Genomic DNA, 18,917 nt, shown 5'->3' with positions numbered 1-18,917 from the left:
GAGAAAATTATGGCGTCAGTAAGTGTGGCGAATGCCCGCAAGAGCTACGGTCACTTCGAAGTTCTGCATGGGGTGGACATTGATATCCAAGACGGCGAATTCGTAATCCTGGTCGGTCCGTCCGGGTGCGGGAAGTCGACATTGTTGCGGATGATCGCCGGCCTCGAAGAGATTTCAGCCGGCCGGATATCGATCGGCAGCAAGGTCGTGAACAATGTCGCGCCAAAAGAACGCGATATCGCGATGGTTTTCCAGTCCTATGCGCTCTACCCCCATCTGACCGTCGAGGCGAATATGGGTTTTTCGCTGAAGCTGGCGAAAGCACCCAAGGAACAGACCAGGCAACGTGTTCGGGAGGCCGCTGAAATTCTCGGGCTCGAGCATCTGCTCGACAGATATCCGAAAAATCTGTCGGGTGGCCAACGCCAACGTGTGGCGATGGGCCGTGCGATCGTCAGAAATCCGCAGGTCTTCCTGTTTGACGAACCATTGTCGAACCTCGACGCAAAGCTGCGGGTGCAGATGCGTTCGGAAATCAAGCAACTGCATCAGCGACTGAAGACAACGACCATTTACGTCACCCACGACCAGATCGAGGCGATGACGATGGCTGATCGGATTGTTGTGATGCGGGACGGCTTCGTCGAGCAGATAGGCTCGCCGCTCGATCTCTACGACCGGCCGGCAAACCTTTTCGTGGCGGGCTTCATCGGTTCGCCGGCGATGAACCTTATTCGAGGCCAGGTCAGTACTTCGGGGCCGCTGGAGTTGATCGTGGATGGCGGAGGTAGGTTGCCGCTGCCGGAAGCAGCGTCATTGGAACGCGGGGCGCAGCTTATCTACGGCATTCGCCCCGAACATCTCACAATCGGACACGGTGCTGTTGCCGCTGAGGTCGTTCTCGTTGAGCCTACCGGTGCTGAGGTCCAGATAACCACGAAGTTTGGCGCCGATCACCTCGTTGCGACCGTAAGAGAACGCCTTGATCTGCGCGCCGGCGATCAGATCGTCGTTGCCCCAGACCTTAGCAAACTGCATCTGTTCGACGCAAAAACCGAAAAGCGGTTGAGGTCCGTCTAACGTGATAATTTTTCCGGACCGGGGGAACGTAACATGCCGACGGGTTCGCTGCAGGTCAGCGTTCAAGGCTGCCAGCGGCGGCAATGATCTCCGCCGCGGTCGGGAAGATGGAGAGGCTGTTCGGTCCGTCGAGCGCCTCGATTTGTGCCCAGCCGATGGTGCCGTTCGCATTGACCAGGAAGTGACCGACGAGTTGGGTAGCGTGGTTCGCGAAGATCGCATGGTCGGCTTCGTCAAGCTCAAACCGGTCCTTGGCGTTGAGTACGGTGTTGGCTTCCATCGGGTGCAGAGGTTTCGGCAACTCGTCCGTGGGGTTGATGCGTGCCGCCTGGAACTGCGCCATCGTTGCGCCATAGGGCCATTCGGGCTGCTCGCAGCTCCCTTCCGGCAGGAACTCGACATGCGGCACACCGTAGGCTCGATGCGTGCGGCAGTCCGGGTCACACAGAAGTGTTATTGGCGTCGGCCGGTGGCGGAAATACAGGCGGGCACGTTCCACCGGCGTGTTGATAACGGCCACGGTCTCCACACCGGCGGCGCGCAGGGTCGGCTGTACGCCGGCAAGCTGTTCTAGCTGGCGTCGGCAGAACGGGCAGTGCAGCCCGCGAAAGAACCCGATCACGAACGGGCGACCGCTCAAGTCGGCGAAAGAGACGATTCCGTCGAAGTTGGCCGTGGCGAGTGCAAAGGCGGGGGCGGTTTCTCCTGGTTGCAGCGGGCGTTTCTGGTCTCCCATGGAATAATTCCTTTGTCGTATCGCCGAGGTGGACGACCGAAATTTAACTATACCACTTGTCGTAAGAAGGCCCAGCGTTCGATGTTGAGATCGCCGAATGTGGTTCGGTATGCCATTTGCCGCTCTGACCGGCGTCGAAGTTGACCCTTTCATTGAACCGCCTGATGTCGTCGAGAGCTTGCCGGTATCGATCGCCGTTCCTATCTTATTTAGAACAGACTAATGGAGCAACGAGATGGCGGAGCTTGTGGCTGAAACTCTATTCGACACGACGATCGAGATCATTCCTCCGGAAGACACAAAAGAACAACCAGAAAGTGCTGCTTGCCTTTGCTGCAAGCGCCGGTGTCGGTGGATGGACGATGACGGCTGCGGCATCTGTGAGGAATGCCTAGCCTCGTGATCGACACAAGAAGGGCACAAGGCGATGGTCATCCGTAGCGCCGGACTTCTGATATACCGGCGCATTTCCAGAGACATCGAAGTCCTTCTCGTCCATCCGGGCGGTCCTTTCTGGGCCAGGAAAGACGAGGCTGCGTGGTCGATCCCGAAGGGGCTGGTCGAGCCTGGAGAAGACGAGCTCGCGGCGGCAATAAGGGAGACTGCCGAAGAGCTGGGTGTAGCAATCGATGGCAGGTTCACACCGTTGGGCGAATATCGACAACCTGGCGGAAAGATAGTTATCGCGTGGTCGATCGAAGCCGATCCGGTACTGGACGTGAATTCGACACAGAGTTCCGAATTTCAAATGGAATGGCCACCGCGGTCAGGCCGGGTAAAGAGCTTTCCGGAGGTCGATCGCGCGGGGTGGTTTTCCCTGTCCGACGCAGCCATAAAGCTCGTGAAAGGGCAGCGATCAATGCTTCCCGGCCTCCTGACACATCTGGAACGATCGGCTCGAAGTTTTTGATTGAGCCGTCATCTCGCTGCACTCATGCGTAAGGTGCGCGGCAGCCATGAGTTGCTTCTGAAGACAACCATCCTATCTGACAATCACCGCCATGTGACTGAAATCGAGAAATTGGAGCTGCGATCCGCCTTGGGCACGCGCGAGGAGACAATCATGAACGGCATTTCCAAAACCCTGAACGACATGACGCTTGTCGAACGCTCGAGCTTGCTCGACACCGTCGCCGACGCCTTGGAAGCAACGGCCGAGGAGGCAGAAGGTGAGGGCGACGCCCGCTTCGTCGCCAACTCCATCTGCGTCGCGAATACGATTCGCGGACTATCCGGCGATCTCACGCCGCGCGATCTGCAGGCGGCCGAGTTGCTCCTCGAGCAGGGCATCATGCTCGTTCACCAGTTCTCGAACCGGGCGAAAACGAACGGAGTGGTCCACTAGCGGGAGGTGAGGGCGGCCCTCTAAGCAATGTGCTGTGTTAGTGTGGACGGCGGCCGATGGATTGAGATAAAGCCGTTAGTCCGCGCTGGGGATAGCGGATGCCGCCGGCCCCTGGTGAGAACGAGTGGTCTCCGCCGCGGCAAAAACCGTGGGCGCGGGAGATTAGCAGACACGCCAGGAAGGCTTTATTTCCAATGGATTGCCGGTTCAACGCGCTTTATCGAATAGCCGATATAGCAGGGTTCACCTTTGTTCGACCAGGAGAAGCGTGATGCAGCCTGGTCGAACAGGCCTTGCCGTATGCATGATGGTGGCCGCCGCTTTTTTAAATAGTCTCGACGCAGTCATCGTACGCTTGCTGGCCGGCGAGGTGCATCCATTGATGATCGGCTTCTTCCGGGCGTTTTTCGGACTTCTTGTCGTCACGCCCTGGATCGTGTCACGGGTCGACCTGAAAGCCTCTCCCTATCGTGTTCTGCATGTCGTGCGCGCGGGTCTGAAGCTTGCCTCACTGGTCGCATTGTTCGTCGCCTTTGCGCACGCGCCACTCGCCGATGCCACGGCAATCAATTTCACCATGCCGATGTTTCTCGTTCTCGGTGCGTGGCTGGTGCTCAAGGAACATGTCGGCATCTCCAGCGTGGGCGGCATTGTCGCAGGTTTTGTCGGCGTCATGATCATCATTCGCCCTGGAGCGTCCGGTTTCGACCAATGGCTGCTTTTTGCGCTGGCAGGAGCGGTTTTGACGGCGGCCAGCCAATTGATGCTGCGGCGGATGGCATTGAGAGATAGTGCCGACCGGCTGGTTGCATGGAATCTGATAGCGACGGTACCGCTTGGCCTGATCGTCATGCTGCCGGTCTGGTCGATGCCGAGCTGGAGCCAACTCGCACTGCTTGCCCTCCAAGGAGCACTCGGCGCACTCAACATGACGCTGATCACGCGTGCCTTCGGCATGGCGACCGCAAGCGTTCTGGCACCGCTCGACTTTCTCCGACTGCCCGTCGTGGCCCTCATGGCCTTCTCATTTTTCGCGGAAGTTCCGGCCGCACAGACGTGGATCGGCGCGGCGGTGATCATCGGCGCCGCCATCATCGGAACCCGCGGCATGACATGGCGACGCAAGCCGCCGGTTGATAAGCCCTGATCATTTTTGGGGTTCACAAAAATTCTAGATGCACTAATATTTCAGTTGTAGTGACTGATTGTGGAGCCGTGCCTATTGCCGAGGGGTATAACAGGCGGCTTCGGCACCGACGAAGACGAGAGATCACGACCCCTATGGGTTTCACTCGGGAGGAGTGGCATGAAGAGTTTCATCGGCAAACGTGCGATCGCCAGTGGCGTATCGCTCGTGGTGCTTATCGTCATCGTGTTCTTCCTCTCCCGGCTGACGGGCGATCCGACCGACCTCTATCTGCCGATCGATGCGACCACCGAAATGCGCCAGCAATTCCGAGAGATGAACGGTTTCAACGATCCGTTGATCATCCAGTTCGGCCGTTATGTCTCGGATCTTGCCCAGGGCAATTTCGGTCAGTCACTGCGACAGGCCCGTCCGGCCATGAATGTCGTGCTGGAGGCCTTCGTCTGGACCTTCTGGCTGGCTGCCATCACCATGGCGCTGGTCACGGTCGCCGCGATCATCATCGGTTCTCTGGCAGCCTTTCGCGTCGGCGGCGTCTTCGACCGTCTTGCCACTTTCTTCTCGCTGATCGGCGCTGCGGCGCCGGATTTCTGGCTGGCCATCGTCGCGATCGTCATTTTCGCCGTTAAACTGCATGTCCTGCCGACATCGGGAACGGGAACTTTCTGGCACTGGGTCCTGCCGGTCAGCGTGCTGTTCATCCGGCCTTTCGGCCTGATCCTGCAGGTGGTCCGCGGCTCGATGATCAGCGTTCTGTCTTCCGCCTATGTGAAGACTGCCCGCGCCAAAGGGGTCCGCTCGAACTCGATCATCTTCATTCACGGACTGCGCAACGCCATGCTGCCGGTGATCACAGTCATCGGCGACCAGGCGGCCGCCATCTTGAACGGTGCCGTCGTCGTCGAGACGGTGTTTGGCTTTCCTGGAATCGGCAAGCTGATGATCGATTCCATCCTGCTTCGCGATTTCGCCGTCGTGCTGGCCGTCATCATGGTCTCGGCACTGGCGATCTTCATCATGAACCTGTTGATCGACATCGCCTATGCGCTGCTCGATCCGCGCATCCGGTATTGAGCGATGACGATGGCCGACACACAAATCCTCGCCGAGAAAAAACCAAGCGGTCCGACCGGGCGCTGGCTGACGATGCTGTGGGCGGACAAGCTCGCTTTTTTCGCGGCTCTGTTCCTCTTGATCGTTCTGCTTTGTGCACTGTTTGGCCCGTTCCTGCTGGAGGCCATCGCCACTAAGCAGAACCTGCGGGGCCGCAACGCGCCGCCCTTCGATATCACCCGCGGATTGCTTTATGTCCTCGGCGCCGATGCGCTGGGCAGGCCGCTTCTTGCCCGCGTTATCGTGGCGGCGCAAAACACCATCCTGGTTGCCGCGGCAGCCGTGCTCGCATCATCCGTTGTCGGTACAGCGCTCGGTCTGGTCGCGGGTTACAGCCGCTCTTCTGCTGCTCAATGGATCATGCGCCTCGGCGACGTCATCATGTCCTTTCCGTCGCTGCTTCTGGCGGTGATCGTGCTCTACATGCTCGAGCCCTCGGTCACCAATATCATCCTCGTCTTGGCGATCACCCGCATTCCCATCTATCTGCGCACCACGCGCGCCGAAGTGCTGGAAGTGCGCGAGCGGATGTTCGTGCACGCGGCGAAGGTCATGGGAGCATCGTATCGACGCATTGTCTTCCATCACATCCTGCCAGTGATCTTCCCCACGCTGGTGACCATCGCGACGCTGGATTTCGCCTTCGTCATGCTGGCGGAATCCTCCCTGTCATTCCTCGGGATCGGCATTCAGGCGCCGGAGATCACCTGGGGTCTCATGGTTGCTCAAGGACGACCCTATCTCACCAATGCCTGGTGGCTTTCCTTCTGGCCCGGCCTTGCAATCATTCTGACGACGCTGTCGCTGAACCTACTGTCGAATTGGCTGCGGATCGCACTCGATCCGACGCAACGCTGGCGCCTTGAAATGAGGGGCAGGAAAAATGGCTGAACATATTTTGGAAGTGCGTGACCTCTCGGTCGAGTTCCACACCGTCGGCGGGACCGTCAAGGCGGTGCAGGATGTCAGCTGGCATCTCGATCGCGGCGAGACGCTGGCGATCCTTGGGGAAAGCGGTTCCGGCAAGTCCGTCTCGGCCTCGGCGATCATGAACCTGATCGACATGCCACCCGGCAAAATCACCAGCGGCACAATTCTCCTCAACGGTCGCGACATGCTGAAAATGACGCCCGAGGAGCGACGTTCGATCAACGGCGCCAAGATCGCCATGATCTTTCAGGACCCGCTCGCCCACCTCAATCCGGTCTATCCGGTCGGCTGGCAAATCACCGAGATGATGACGACGCATGGCCAGTCGGCGGAGCGCGCAGGTGCGAGGGCGCTCGAATTGATCGGGCGCGTCGGCATAAGCGATCCGCAGGCGGCGATGCGAAAATATCCGTTCCAGTTCTCCGGCGGCCAGCGGCAACGCCTGATGATCGCCATGGCGATCGCCTGCAAGCCCGATATCCTGATCGCGGATGAACCCACCACCGCGCTCGACGTGACGGTGCAGGCGCAGGTGCTCGAACTTCTGCAGGAGTTGCAGCAGGAATCCGGCATGGGCCTGTTGCTGATCACCCATGATTTGGGCGTCGTTGCCGAGATCGCCGACCGGGTCGTGGTGATGAATTCCGGCTGCGTCGTCGAAACCGGCAATGCGGCCGAAGTCTATCGCAACCCGCAGAACGCCTATACGAAGAAGTTGATTGCCGCCGCACCCGGGAAAGGTGCGATGGCTCAAGAGCGTGACCGGCAGGGCGAACCGCTGCTGCGCGCAATCGGCTTGAAAAAGAGTTTTGGCGCATTCCAGGCCCTGAAGGGCGTGGACTTCGTCATCATGCCCGGCGAGACGGTTGCCGTTGTCGGCGAGAGCGGTTCCGGCAAGTCGACCCTTGCCCGGGCGATCGTTCGGCTCGACGATCCTCAGGAGGGCCAGGTTCTCTATCGCGGCAACGATCTGCTTGCGATGACCCCGAGAGAAATATTCGGGCTGCGTCGCGATTTGCAGATGGTTTTTCAGGACCCGACGCAGTCCCTCAACCCGCGGATGAGCGTGTTCCGGTTGATTTCCGAGGCCTGGGTCATTCACCCGGATATCCTACCGAAGGCAAGATGGAAGGAGAGAGTGGCCGAGTTGCTGGTCAAGGTCGGCCTGAAACCGGATATGGCCGACCGGTATCCACATCAGTTTTCCGGCGGCCAGCGCCAGCGCATCGCGATTGCCCGTGCGCTCGCGATGGAGCCGAAACTGATCATCTGCGACGAGGCGGTTTCGGCGCTCGACGTGTCGATCCAGGCACAGGTGATTGCCCTGCTTGAGGGCCTGCGTCGCGAATTCGGCCTGTCCTACCTCTTCATTGCGCACGACCTGCCGGTGGTTCGCGATTTCGCCGATCGTGTCATCGTCATGAAGGCCGGCGAGATTGTCGAGGAGGGGCCGGTGGAACAGATCTTCACCGCGCCCTCCCACCCCTACACGCAGGCGCTTCTTGCCGCGAGCCTCGATCCCGATCCGGAGATCCAGGCCACCCGACGCGCCGCCCGCCAACGACAGGAAGGACTCGTTTCCGCATGAAACCCGATGTCATCGTCGCCTATCCGCTCCGGCCCCATCAGATGGCGATGCTGGAGGAGACCTACACGCTGCACCGGCTGGATCTCGTCAAAGGCGAAGAGCGGGATGCTCTCTTGCGGGAAGCCGGCCCGATCGCTTCCGCGCTGGTCTGCAACGGCCATGTGACAATCGACGAAGCCCTGCTTTCGAAATTGCCGGCATTAAAGCTCGCCGCCTGCTCCTCGGCCGGCTACGACCAGATGGACGTCGAGGCGATGACACGGCGCGGCATCAAGCTCACCAACACATCCGAGGTGCTGTGCGACGACGTTGCCGATATGGCACTGCTTCTGATGCTGGCGGCACGCCGGCGCCTGCCGGAAGGCGATCGCTATGTGCGCTCCGGCGATTGGGGAGAGAAGGGCATGATGCCGCTGACGACATCGACGTCTGGCAAGAAGGCCGGGATCGTCGGCCTCGGCCGCATAGGGATGGCGATTGCCAAGCGATGCGAAGCTGTCGGGCTGGCGGTCGGCTATTATGGAAGGACGAAGAAAGCCGGCAACGATTTTGCCTATTTCGACACGCCGGTCAAACTTGCGGACTGGGCCGATATCCTGATCGTCGCGACCCCTGGCGGGCCCTCGACCGAAGGGTTAATTTCGGCGGACGTGCTCAATGCGCTCGGACCGACGGGCAGCTTCATCAACATTGCCCGGGGCACCGTGGTCGACGAGCCGGCCTTGATCAAGGCCTTGCAGGAAAGGCGGATCGCCTCGGCCGGCATCGATGTCTACCTCAACGAACCCAATCCCGATCCGCGCTTCGCAGCGCTCGACAATGTCGTGCTCTATCCCCATCACGCCAGCGGTACCGAGGAAACCCGTGACAGGATGGCGCAATTGACGGTCGACAACCTTGCCGCCTTCTTCGCAGGCAGGCCGTTGCTGACGCCGGTCAATTGACTTCGACAAAACCCGCGGCGCCAGATCAGACGAAGTAGTCGGGGAACTCCTTCCTGAGGTCTTCCACTTTTGCAACGGTGCGGCTGAGATGTTCACGGATCGCGTCGACCGCACCCTGTTCGTCGCGAGCGGCAATCGCATCGATGATAGCGTGGTGCCCATCGAGAATGCTGACGATCTTGCCCTTCTCGGGCAGATGCAGACGACGAATACGCTCGAGATGGCCGGAGCGCTCGCGTATCAACTGGTGGAGGCTGCTGCGCTTGGCGCCTGCGAACAATGTCTGGTGAAAGAGCTCGTCGAGTTCCTGGAAGATCGCGATCTGATCGGCATCGTCGGCGACTGCCGTCTGCATCTTGATGATCGACCGGGCGCGGGTAATGACGCTCGGATCCGGATCCGGATCGGTTGCGAGGCGGCGGCAAACTTCCGTTTCCAGCGCCACGCGAAGGAAATGTGCCTCGTAAATCTGCAGGACGTCGATCCTGGTCACCACAGTGCGGGACTGCGGGTAAATGCGAACCAGCCCCTCCTGTTTGAGAAGCTGCAATGCATCTCGGATCGGAGTCTGGCTGACTTCATAAGTCTCGGTGAGTTCGGTGCGCGACAGCGTGGTGTCCGGCGGCAGCTGAATGGTGATGATGCGCTTTCGCAGATCATCATAGACCCGCTGGACCGTGCTGCCGGCAACGACCGGAAAACCGGGTGCGGTCAGGCCGAATGTGGAGGCGAACTGGGAATTCATGTGAGGCGTCCTTTTCGACTCCATTCATAGCTTTGCACGACCTAATGCACAAGAACGCAAACTTTCCATTGATATATATGTCAAACTAAAATATCAGTTGGTGCAAACGCTGAAATAAGCAAGCGAAAAGGTGGGAGAGAGCCGTGACCGCGAGGAAAACCTACGAGCAATTGCGGTCCGCCCGATGGATGCTACCGGATGATCAGCGCTCGTTCGGCCACCGGTCGCGAACCATGCAGATGGGTTACGCGCCGGAGGACTGGCAGGGAAAGCCGATCATTGCCGTGATCAACACCTGGTCCGATGCCCAGCCGTGCCACATGCATTTCCGGGAACGCGCCGAATGGGTGAAGCGCGGAATTCTTCAGTCGGGCGGTTTCCCCATGGAACTGCCCGCTCTTTCCCTTTCCGAAAACTTCGTCAAGCCAACCACGATGCTCTATCGCAATATGCTGGCGATGGAGACTGAGGAACTGCTGCGCAGCCATCCTGTCGATGGCGCCGTTCTGATGGGTGGCTGCGACAAGACGACACCCGGCCTTGTCATGGGCGCAACCAGCATGGGTATTCCCTTCATTTATCTGCCCGCCGGCCCGATGCTTCGCGGCAACTATGCCGGCAAGACGCTAGGCTCCGGTACCGACGGCTTCAAATATTGGGACGAGCGGCGTGCCGGCACGATCACCCAGGAGGAGTGGCAGGGCATCGAAGGCGGAATCGCCCGCAGCTACGGCCATTGCATGACCATGGGCACGGCGTCGACGATGACGGCGATCGCCGAGGCCATGGGATTGACGCTGCCCGGCGCATCCTCGATCCCGGCAGCCGACGCCAACCACCAGCGCATGTCGGCGGCCTGTGGCCGCCGCATCGTCGATATGGTGTGGGAGGATCTGACGCCGGACCAGATCATCACTCCGGCCGCCGTCGACAACGCGGTCACGGTCGCCATGGCGACCGGTTGCTCCACCAATGCCATCATTCACCTGATCGCCATGGCGCGGCGCGCCGGCGTCCCGCTGGAGCTCGATGATCTCGATCGCATCGGTCGCACGACGCCGGTTCTCGCCAACATCCGGCCTTCCGGTTCGACCTACCTGATGGAGGATTTCTTTTATGCCGGCGGCTTGCGCGCCCTGATGAAACAGCTCGGCGACAAGCTGGATCCCACCGCGATCACCGTTATGGGAAAACCCTTGGTGGATGGTCTCGACCAGGTGAAGATCTACAATGACGACGTTATCCGGCCATTGTCGAACCCGGTCTATCACGAAGGCTCGCTGGCCGTGCTCAAGGGGAACCTCTGTCCCGACGGCGCGGTTATCAAACCGGCGGCCTGCGACCCAAAATTCCATCGCCATTGCGGCCCGGCGCTGGTCGCCGACAGCTATGCGGAGATGAAGAAGATCATCGACGATCCCGACTATCCGCTGACGCCGGACACGGTTCTGGTACTCCGCAATGCCGGCCCCCAGGGCGGACCGGGCATGCCGGAATGGGGCATGATCCCGATGCCGAAGGCGCTGTTGAAGCTCGGCCTGCGCGACATGGTGCGTATCTCGGACGCCCGCATGTCCGGAACCAGTTTCGGTGCCTGCGTGCTGCATGTCGCACCGGAATCTTATGTTGGCGGGCCTTTGGCGCTGCTGAGAACGGGGGACATGGTCGAGCTTGATATTCCGGCACGCAGCCTCAATATGCTGGTTTCCGAAGAAGAGATCACAGCGCGGCGGGCCGCCTGGGTGGCGCCGACGCGGCATTACGAGCGCGGTTACGGCTTTATGTTCTCCGGCCATATCGAGCAGGCCGACAAAGGCTGCGACTTTGATTTCCTGACGACGGAATTCGGTGGCAAGACGCCGGAACCGGCTATCAACTGAGGCACTACGATGTTTGTTCCCGATCGACGTACGATTCCCGCACAGCCACCCAAGGCTGGCTTCGCTGCCGGTCCGTCCAAGCTGGACGCCATCCGATCGGTCACCCTGTCGCTCGTTTACCTGCCTTTGGCGCGGCCGATCAGCGATGCCAAGGTTTTGACGGGCCGGCAGAAGCCGCTGACGCAGGTGGCCTTTCTATTTTGCGAGATCGTCTCCGAGGCCGGCCATAGCGGTCTCGGTTTCAGTTACTCGAAGAGGGCAGGCGGACCTGCCCTTTATGCACATGCCTGCGAGCTTGCCGACAACCTGATCGGCGAAGACCCCAACGATACGGCACGCATCTGGGACAAGCTCTGCTGGGCTGGGGCCTCGGTCGGCCGCTCCGGCATTGCAACACAGGCAATCGCCGCCATCGACATCTGCCTCTGGGACCTGAAGGCGAAACGCGCCGGCCTGCCGCTCGCAAAACTGCTTGGCGCCCATCGCGACAGTGTCGCCTGCTACAACACCTCCGGCGGCTTCCTGTCATCGACCGTCGAGGAAATCCGCGATGCCATCGACCACTCGATCGCTTCCGGCATCGGCGGCATCAAGATCAAGGTCGGACAGCCAGATCCGATGATCGACCTTCGCCGACTTGATGCGGTGACCAGCCATATCGATGGCCGTGTCCCGCTGATGGTCGATGCAAACCAGCAATGGGACCGCACGACGGCGTTGCGCTTCGGCCGGCTGGTCGAACCGCTCAATCTCGAATGGATCGAAGAGCCGCTCGATGCCTATGACGCCGAAGGCCATGCGGCGCTGGCGCGGGAACTTGCCACACCGATCGCCACCGGCGAAATGCTGGCCAGCGCCGACGAGCACATGGCGCTGATCCGGGCCGATGCGGTCGACTTCATTCAGCCAGATGCGCCGCGTGTCGGCGGCATCACGCCCTTTCTGCGCATCTGCACGCACGCCGAGGCGAAACGCATGCGCCTGGCCCCGCATTTCGCCATGGAAATCCATCTGCACCTGGCGGCCGCCTATGCGCATGAGCCGTGGGTAGAGCATTTCGATTGGCTGGCGCCACTGTTTAACGAACAACTTGAGATCAAGGATGGCCGGATGATCGTGCCAGCACGTACGGGGCTCGGTTGCAGCCTAACAGGCAAAGCCCGCGACTGGACCGTGGAAACGTGCAGCTTCGGCGTCTGAATGAGAACGAGGAGAAGGAAATATGAACCCCGCAACCCGTGAAAAACTGATGGGTGTCTCCGTCGCGACGCTTTGTTCGGCGCTGTTCAAGCGCGGCCTGAGAAACCAGACGATCCAGGATGTTCGGCCGGTGCAGCCGAAGGGCCGCAATATGGTCGGACCGGCCTTCACGCTGCGTTACATGCCGGCGCGTGAGGATCGCAATGCGATGAACGTCTTTCGAAACCCGAAACATCCGCAACGGCTTGCCATCGAGACTTGCCCGGAAGGCTCTGTTCTGGTGATGGACAGCCGCAAGGATCCGCGAGCAGCCTCCGCCGGCGACATCCTGATTACTCGCCTGATGATGCGCGGCGGTGGCGGCGTCGTCACGGATGGCGGCTTCCGGGACGCCATGACCATCGGCGGCCTCGATATCCCCGCCTATCACCATCGTCCCTCCAGTCCGACCAACCTGACGCTGCACGAGGCAATCGACATCAATGTGCCGATAGGCTGTGGCGATGTGGCGGTCTTCCCGGGCGACATCATGGTTGGCGACGACGACAGCGTGATCGTCATCCCTGCCGAGATTGCCGACGAGATCGCCGATGAAGCGGTAGAGATGACCGCTTACGAGGATTTCGTCACGGAACGTGTCAAGCAAGGTCACACGATCATCGGCCTCTACCCGGCCACCGACGAAAGCAATCTGACGCTCTTTGCCGAATGGCGGAAGGTGAATGGCCGCTAGAGCATGATGCCGAAAAGTGTGAGCGGTTTTCGGACGACATCATGCTCTAACTATTTAATTTAGAACAGGATCCAGATTTTGGGCAGACCTGGCCTAAAATCATCCTGTTCCAAGGCGGCGCACCTTGGACAACACTTCACGCATCAGGACGGAGCGGGGCTCCGCCGAGGAGAATAACAATGAGCTGGACCCCTTCAGGCAGGCATTTCATCGCCGGCGAGTGGATTGCCGGAACGACGACATTTCAGTCCGAGCCGGCGCATGGGCAGGCACATGACTTTGGTGTCGGCACAACGGAACTGGTCGACCGCGCCTGCCGCGCTGCCGAAGCTGCTTTTGCAGCATTTTCGGCAACGACATGCGAGGAGCGCGCCATTTTCCTCGAGGCAATCGCCGAGGAGATCGACAAGCGCGGCGAGGCCGTCACCCTCATTGGAACGCAGGAAACCGGGCTTCCGGAGGGCCGGCTCAACGGCGAACGCGCTCGCACCACCGGCCAACTCAGACTGTTTGCCGACCATATCCGCAAGGGCGCGCATCTTGACGCCCGCGTCGATGCGGCCCAACCCGATCGGCAACCGGCGCCGCGGCCCGAGATCCGTCTGGTGCAGCGGCCGATCGGCCCGGTCGCCGTCTTCGGCGCTTCGAATTTTCCGCTGGCATTCTCGACGGCCGGCGGCGATACGGCGGCCGCGCTAGCGGCGGGCTGCCCGGTCGTGGTGAAGGGACATTCAGCCCATCCCGGCACAGGTGAGATCATTGCCGAGGCGATTGCAGCCGCTGTCGAGCGCACTGGAATGCCGGCCGGCGTCTTCAGCCTGATCCAGGGCGGCCGTCGTGATGTCGGAACGGCCCTGGTGACGCATCCGGCCATCAAAGCTGTCGGCTTTACCGGCTCGCTTGCCGGCGGTCGTGCGCTCTTTGACCTTTGCGCCCAGCGCCCTGAGCCGATCCCCTTTTTCGGGGAACTCGGCAGCGTTAATCCGATGTTCCTGCTGCCAGCCGCTACCGCTGCCCGGGCAGAGGCGATCGGTTCAGGCTGGGCCGGTTCCCTGACGCTTGGTGCCGGCCAGTTCTGCACCAAACCCGGTATCGCCGTCGTCGTCGACGGGCCGGAGGCGGACAAGTTCACCAGTGCCGCCAAGGCGGCCCTTGAAAAGGTGGCGCCGCAGACGATGCTGACCAACGGCATCGCCACGGCCTATCATGACGGTGCCGACCGGATGCGGGCAAGCAATGCCGTCGCGCCGGTTCTTGCTGCAAAGAGTGCTGGCCGCGACGCAGCGCCGAACCTGTTCGAGACCAACGGCTCGGCCTGGCTTGCCGATCACTCCCTCAGCGAAGAGGTGTTCGGCCCTCTCGGCCTCGTCGTGCGCGTCGACTCGCCTGAAAAGATGCTCGCCCTTGCCGAAAGCTTCCAGGGACAGCTGACCGCGACGATCCATATGGACGACGCCGATCTTGGCCTTGCCCGCGACCTGCTGCCGATCCTCGAAAGGAAGGCTGGTAGATTGCTGGTCAATGGCTTCCCAACCGGCGTCGAGGTTGTCGATTCCATGGTGCATGGCGGACCCTACCCGGCCTCGACCAACTTCGGCGCAACCAGCGTCGGGACCATGTCGATCCGCAGGTTTCTGCGCCCCGTCGCCTACCAGAATTTCCCTGCCGGCCTGTTGCCCCAAGACCTGCGCAACTGAAACCGAGGAGTGCCAAATTGATTGCCCCGACGGTACTTCGCGAGATCATTCGCAACGGCCTGCTGTCTTTTCCCGTCACCCCTTTCGATGCCGAGGACCGGTTTGCCGCCAGGCCGTTTTCAGCGCATCTGGAATGGCTGTCATCGTACCCCGTTGCCGGCCTGATCGTTGCCGGCGGCACCGGTGAGCTATTCTCGCTGACGCCGGGCGAGGTGGTTGAGGTGGTAAAGGTCGCCCGCGCAGTGTCCGGCGATGCGCCTGTTATTGCCGGATGCGGCTACGGCACGCGCATTGCCTGCGACATGGCCCGCGAGATCGAGGCGGCCGGTGGCGACGGCGTTCTTCTGCTGCCGCATTACCTGACTGAGGCGCCGGCAGATGGAATCGCCGCGCGTGTACGGGCTGTCTGCAAGGCCACCAGTATGGGCGTTATCGTTTATAATCGTGGCCAGGCGCGGGTTTCGGCCGAGCAGCTTGCTCAGCTTGCCGACGAATGCCCAAATCTGATCGGCTTCAAGGACGGTACCGGCGATATCGATACGGTGCGCCGTGTCACGATCGCGCTCGGCGACCGCCTTTCCTATATCGGCGGCATGCCGACACACGAACTGTTTGCCCAGGCCTATCGCGGAGCCGGCATGCCGACCTATTCCTCGGCGATCTTCAATTTCGTGCCTGAAACGGCACTGAAATTCCACAAGGCATTCCTCGCCGGCGACGACGCGGCCTGTGAGCAGATGCTGCGCGATTTCTACTATCCCTTCGCCCGCATCCGCGATCGCAAGGCCGGTTATGCGGTATCCGCGGTCAAGGCAGGCGTGCGTTTGCGCGGCTTTGATGCCGGTCCGGTGCGGGCGCCGCTGACGGATCTGACCGACGAGGAAGTCGAAATGATGCGCGAACTGATTGCTTCGGCCAAGTAAAATTTCGCGCGCCAGACAAGGTTGACGGCGCCGCACTTTGGGATCGCCAGAGTTGAAGGTTGTCGCCAACTAGTATATTAGTGCACTTGTGCTTTACTTAGCTATTGAGGAGATGGATGCCGGAGCACCGGAAACGGGACGCAGATCTACTGTGAGGAGCGCCAAGGGCGCATGGGAGGAGAACGAAATGAAACTGCATTTGTTGGCTGCCTGCTTTTCAACAACGGTGCTCACGCTGAGCGGCGGTATGGCGTACGCTCAGGATGCCAAGAGCAACGTCACTATTGTGCTTGCCGAAACCGTCGATGTCGTCGAACCCTGTATGGCAGCGCGCCAGGACGTCGGCCGGGTCATTTCTGAAAACGTCAACGAGATGCTGGTGGAATTCGACTACGTCAACGGCGGCCTCAAACCCCGCCTGGCGACAGAATGGTCGAAGATCGATGACGACACCTGGGAGTTCAAGCTGCGCCCGAATGTCAAATGGCACGATGGCAAGCCGTTCACCGCCAAGGATGTCCAATTCACCATCGAGCGCAACAAGAACAAGAAGCTCAGCTGCGAGACCGGCGGCAAATATTTCGGCGGCACGGAATTCAGCTTCGAAACGCCCGATGCCAACACGATCCGCATTACGACAAAACCGGCGCAGCCGATTCTTCCGCTTCTGATGACGGTGATGGCTGTGGAATCGGCCGAGGCGACACCAGCCGACGAATTCACCCGCCAGCCGATTGGCACCGGCCCTTATACGTTCGACAAATGGGAAATCGGCCAGTCGATCGTGCTGAAGCGCAATCCGGAATATTGGGGGGAGAAACCCCAGGTGGAACAGGCGACCTATCTGTTCCGCTCCGACAGCGCCGTTGCTGCCGCCATGGTCGATGCCGGCGAAGCCGATATCGTTCCGGCCGTATCCGTACAGGATGCCACCAACAAGGAAACCGATTTCGCCTATCCGAATTCGGAGACGACATCGCTGCGCATCGATACGCGCGCAGCACCCCTTAACGACCGGCGCATCCGTGAAGCGATGAACCTTGCCATCGATCGTCAGGCGATGCTCGGAACGTTGTTCCCCGAACAGGCGAAGATCGCGACACAGCTCGTCGTGCCGACCACGATCGGCTACAATGCCGATATCCCCGCCTGGCCCTATGATCCCGAAAAAGCAAAGGAACTTGTCGCAGCAGCGAAAGCGGACGGCGTCCCCGTCGATCAAGAGATCCGCATCATCGGTCGCAACGGGCAATATCCCAACGCCACCGAAGCGATGGAAGCGATGATGGCAATGCTTCAGGAAGTCGGCTTGAACGTAAAGCTCGACATGTATGACGTTTCCGTGTGGAACGGCTACTTCGTTGCACCCTTTGTCGCCGACTCCGGTCCGACGCTGACCCAGTCGCAGCACGATAATGCGACCGGCGACCCCGTCTTCACCGCATTCGTGAAATACGCGACCGACGGCTCGCACTCCATGGTTCGCGATCCCGCCGTCGACGCGCTGATCGCCAAGGCAACGTCTGCCACCGGCGACGAGCGCACGAAACTCTGGAAGGAGCTTTTCGCCAAGGTGAACACCGAAATCATCGCCGACATCCCGATGTTTCACATGGTCGGTTTCACCCGCGTCTCGCCGCGTCTCGACTTCAAGCCGACGATCGCGACGAATTCCGAACTGCAGCTGTCGCAGATCCGCTTCAAGTAAGCCGGTATGCCGCACTTAACCACGGGCCGCCGCAAATAGCGGCCCGTGCTTTCCATGACGTGAGGGAGAATGCCGATGCCCCTGATTGACCGCATTGCCCTGACTCAATTCGCAAAGCAGATATTGACCCGCGCCGGAATGGAGGCCGACAAGGCCGAAACGACTGCCGCCGTCCTGGTGGAAGGCGACATGATCGGCCACGAAACCCATGGCGTCAGCCTTCTGAACTGGTATGTCGAGGCGTTGGATGACGGCTCGCTGGCAAAGTCCGGCAGCTATGAGGTCGTCAATGACCGCGGCGCAGCCTTTGTTTGGGACGGCAAATCCTTGCCCGGTGCATGGCTGCTGACGAAGGCGATCGAGCAGGCCTGCGAACGGGTCGGCGATCATGGCGTCGTCACCGCCGCGATCCGAAACTGCCACCATACCTGCGCTCTTTCAGCCTTCATGCGGCAGGTAACCGACCGGGGCCTCATCGTGCAGCTGTCGGTCTCGCATCCCGCTGCAAGCCGCGTTGCGCCCTATGGCGGCACGAAGCCGCTTCTGACGCCCAACCCGATGGCGGCCGGCTTCCCGACATCTGCGGATCCGATCCTGATCGACGTCTCGGCCTCGATCACCACCACGACCATGACGCAAAACCTGGCGAAGGCCGGCAAGAAATTTCCGGAGGCCTGGGCTGTCACCGCTGCAGGCGAGCCAACCGATGATCCGCGCGAGGTGACGGAACGGGGCGGGACAATGATGCCTCTTGGCGGCCAGTTGAAGGGGCACAAGGGTTTTGGGCTCGGACTGATCGTCGAGTTGCTGGGGCAGGGGCTTTCCGGCAAGGGACGGGCCAACACGCGGTCCGGTGTCTTTTCGCAAAGCGCTTACCTTCAGGTCATCGATCCCGCCTTTTTTGCCGGACTCGATGCCTTTACAGCGCAGTCTGACTTTCTCGCCTCTGCCTGCCGCAGCAATCCTCCCGCGCCCTGGAACAATGGCCCCGTTCGCATGCCGGGCGACAGCGCAGCGCGAAAGCGCCGCTCGGCGCTGGAAGAGGGCGTGCCGGTCGGTGATGCAGCTTGGCAAAAGCTTTGCAAACATGCCGAGATTCTAGGCTTGCCTATTCCCGACGTCGCCGCGTGAGGAACACATCTCTACTT

The 18,917-nt window shown here is 60.6% G+C and carries 17 protein-coding genes; 15 read left to right on the top strand and 2 right to left on the bottom strand.

Annotation, left to right across the window (positions count from 1 at the left end; genetic code table 11):
- Positions 1-9 precede the first annotated feature (9 nt).
- Positions 10-1,080: an ABC transporter ATP-binding protein gene (locus RLCC275e_RS24305; RefSeq protein WP_033183151.1), complete on the top strand. Its 1,071-nt coding sequence runs from the start codon at positions 10-12 to the stop codon at positions 1,078-1,080.
- A 55-nt stretch (positions 1,081-1,135) separates the two neighbouring features.
- Here RLCC275e_RS24305 and RLCC275e_RS24300 read toward each other — a convergent pair whose 3' ends face one another.
- Positions 1,136-1,816, bottom strand: coding sequence for a redoxin domain-containing protein (locus RLCC275e_RS24300; protein WP_033183152.1), 681 nt, complete (start codon positions 1,814-1,816; stop codon positions 1,136-1,138).
- Positions 1,817-2,243: 427 nt separating this feature from the next.
- Between RLCC275e_RS24300 and RLCC275e_RS24295 the strand changes: the two genes are divergently transcribed.
- From RLCC275e_RS24295 to RLCC275e_RS24265, 7 genes are all read left to right on the top strand, one after another.
- Positions 2,244-2,726, top strand: coding sequence for an NUDIX hydrolase (locus RLCC275e_RS24295; RefSeq protein WP_033183153.1), 483 nt, complete (start codon positions 2,244-2,246; stop codon positions 2,724-2,726).
- A gap of 153 nt (positions 2,727-2,879) precedes the next feature.
- Positions 2,880-3,161: a hypothetical protein gene (locus RLCC275e_RS24290; protein WP_028742461.1), complete on the top strand. Its 282-nt coding sequence runs from the start codon at positions 2,880-2,882 to the stop codon at positions 3,159-3,161.
- A gap of 271 nt (positions 3,162-3,432) precedes the next feature.
- Positions 3,433-4,308, top strand: coding sequence for a DMT family transporter (locus RLCC275e_RS24285; protein ID WP_033183154.1), 876 nt, complete (start codon positions 3,433-3,435; stop codon positions 4,306-4,308).
- 159 nt (positions 4,309-4,467) lie between these two features.
- Positions 4,468-5,382 (top strand): ABC transporter permease, encoded by a 915-nt coding sequence (locus RLCC275e_RS24280; RefSeq protein WP_033183155.1) that lies wholly within the window; start codon positions 4,468-4,470, stop codon positions 5,380-5,382.
- A 3-nt stretch (positions 5,383-5,385) separates the two neighbouring features.
- The gene (locus RLCC275e_RS24275; protein WP_171816966.1) at positions 5,386-6,312 is read left to right on the top strand and encodes an ABC transporter permease; all 927 of its coding nucleotides are present in this window, start codon (positions 5,386-5,388) and stop codon (positions 6,310-6,312) included.
- Positions 6,305-7,939 carry an ABC transporter ATP-binding protein gene (locus RLCC275e_RS24270; RefSeq protein ID WP_033183157.1) on the top strand — a complete coding sequence of 545 codons (1,635 nt, stop codon included), beginning with the start codon at positions 6,305-6,307 and terminating at the stop codon, positions 7,937-7,939. The genes RLCC275e_RS24275 and RLCC275e_RS24270 overlap by 8 nt, the downstream gene beginning before the upstream one ends.
- Positions 7,936-8,883, top strand: a complete 948-nt coding sequence (locus RLCC275e_RS24265; RefSeq protein WP_033183158.1) for a 2-hydroxyacid dehydrogenase — start codon at positions 7,936-7,938, stop codon at positions 8,881-8,883. The genes RLCC275e_RS24270 and RLCC275e_RS24265 overlap by 4 nt, the downstream gene beginning before the upstream one ends.
- 25 nt (positions 8,884-8,908) lie before the next feature.
- Here the strand turns inward: RLCC275e_RS24265 and RLCC275e_RS24260 are convergent, their stop codons facing one another.
- A complete protein-coding gene (locus RLCC275e_RS24260) occupies positions 8,909-9,628 on the bottom strand; it encodes a GntR family transcriptional regulator (RefSeq protein WP_033183159.1) in 720 nt (239 codons plus the stop codon).
- Between the two features lie 143 nt (positions 9,629-9,771).
- Between RLCC275e_RS24260 and araD the strand changes: the two genes are divergently transcribed.
- From araD to RLCC275e_RS24225, 7 genes are all read left to right on the top strand, one after another.
- The gene (gene araD, locus RLCC275e_RS24255; protein WP_033183160.1) at positions 9,772-11,508 is read left to right on the top strand and encodes an L-arabinonate dehydratase; all 1,737 of its coding nucleotides are present in this window, start codon (positions 9,772-9,774) and stop codon (positions 11,506-11,508) included.
- A gap of 9 nt (positions 11,509-11,517) precedes the next feature.
- Positions 11,518-12,708, top strand: coding sequence for an L-talarate/galactarate dehydratase (locus tag RLCC275e_RS24250; RefSeq protein ID WP_033183161.1), 1,191 nt, complete (start codon positions 11,518-11,520; stop codon positions 12,706-12,708).
- A gap of 22 nt (positions 12,709-12,730) precedes the next feature.
- Entirely contained in the window at positions 12,731-13,441 is a 711-nt protein-coding gene (locus RLCC275e_RS24245) for a ribonuclease activity regulator RraA (RefSeq protein WP_033183162.1), read from the top strand.
- 179 nt (positions 13,442-13,620) lie between these two features.
- Entirely contained in the window at positions 13,621-15,138 is a 1,518-nt protein-coding gene (locus RLCC275e_RS24240) for an aldehyde dehydrogenase (NADP(+)) (protein ID WP_033183163.1), read from the top strand.
- 17 nt (positions 15,139-15,155) lie between these two features.
- Entirely contained in the window at positions 15,156-16,061 is a 906-nt protein-coding gene (locus tag RLCC275e_RS24235) for a 5-dehydro-4-deoxyglucarate dehydratase (RefSeq protein ID WP_033183164.1), read from the top strand.
- A 187-nt stretch (positions 16,062-16,248) separates the two neighbouring features.
- Positions 16,249-17,769 (top strand): ABC transporter substrate-binding protein, encoded by a 1,521-nt coding sequence (locus RLCC275e_RS24230; RefSeq protein WP_033183165.1) that lies wholly within the window; start codon positions 16,249-16,251, stop codon positions 17,767-17,769.
- A gap of 69 nt (positions 17,770-17,838) precedes the next feature.
- Positions 17,839-18,900 carry an Ldh family oxidoreductase gene (locus RLCC275e_RS24225; protein WP_033183166.1) on the top strand — a complete coding sequence of 354 codons (1,062 nt, stop codon included), beginning with the start codon at positions 17,839-17,841 and terminating at the stop codon, positions 18,898-18,900.
- Positions 18,901-18,917 lie beyond the last annotated feature (17 nt).

It is taken from the genome of Rhizobium brockwellii (assembly GCF_000769405.2).
Taxonomy (GTDB): Bacteria; Pseudomonadota; Alphaproteobacteria; order Rhizobiales; family Rhizobiaceae; genus Rhizobium; species Rhizobium brockwellii.
Note: the sequence above shows the minus strand (reverse complement) of the source record. Positions and strands in the feature narration are given on the sequence as shown.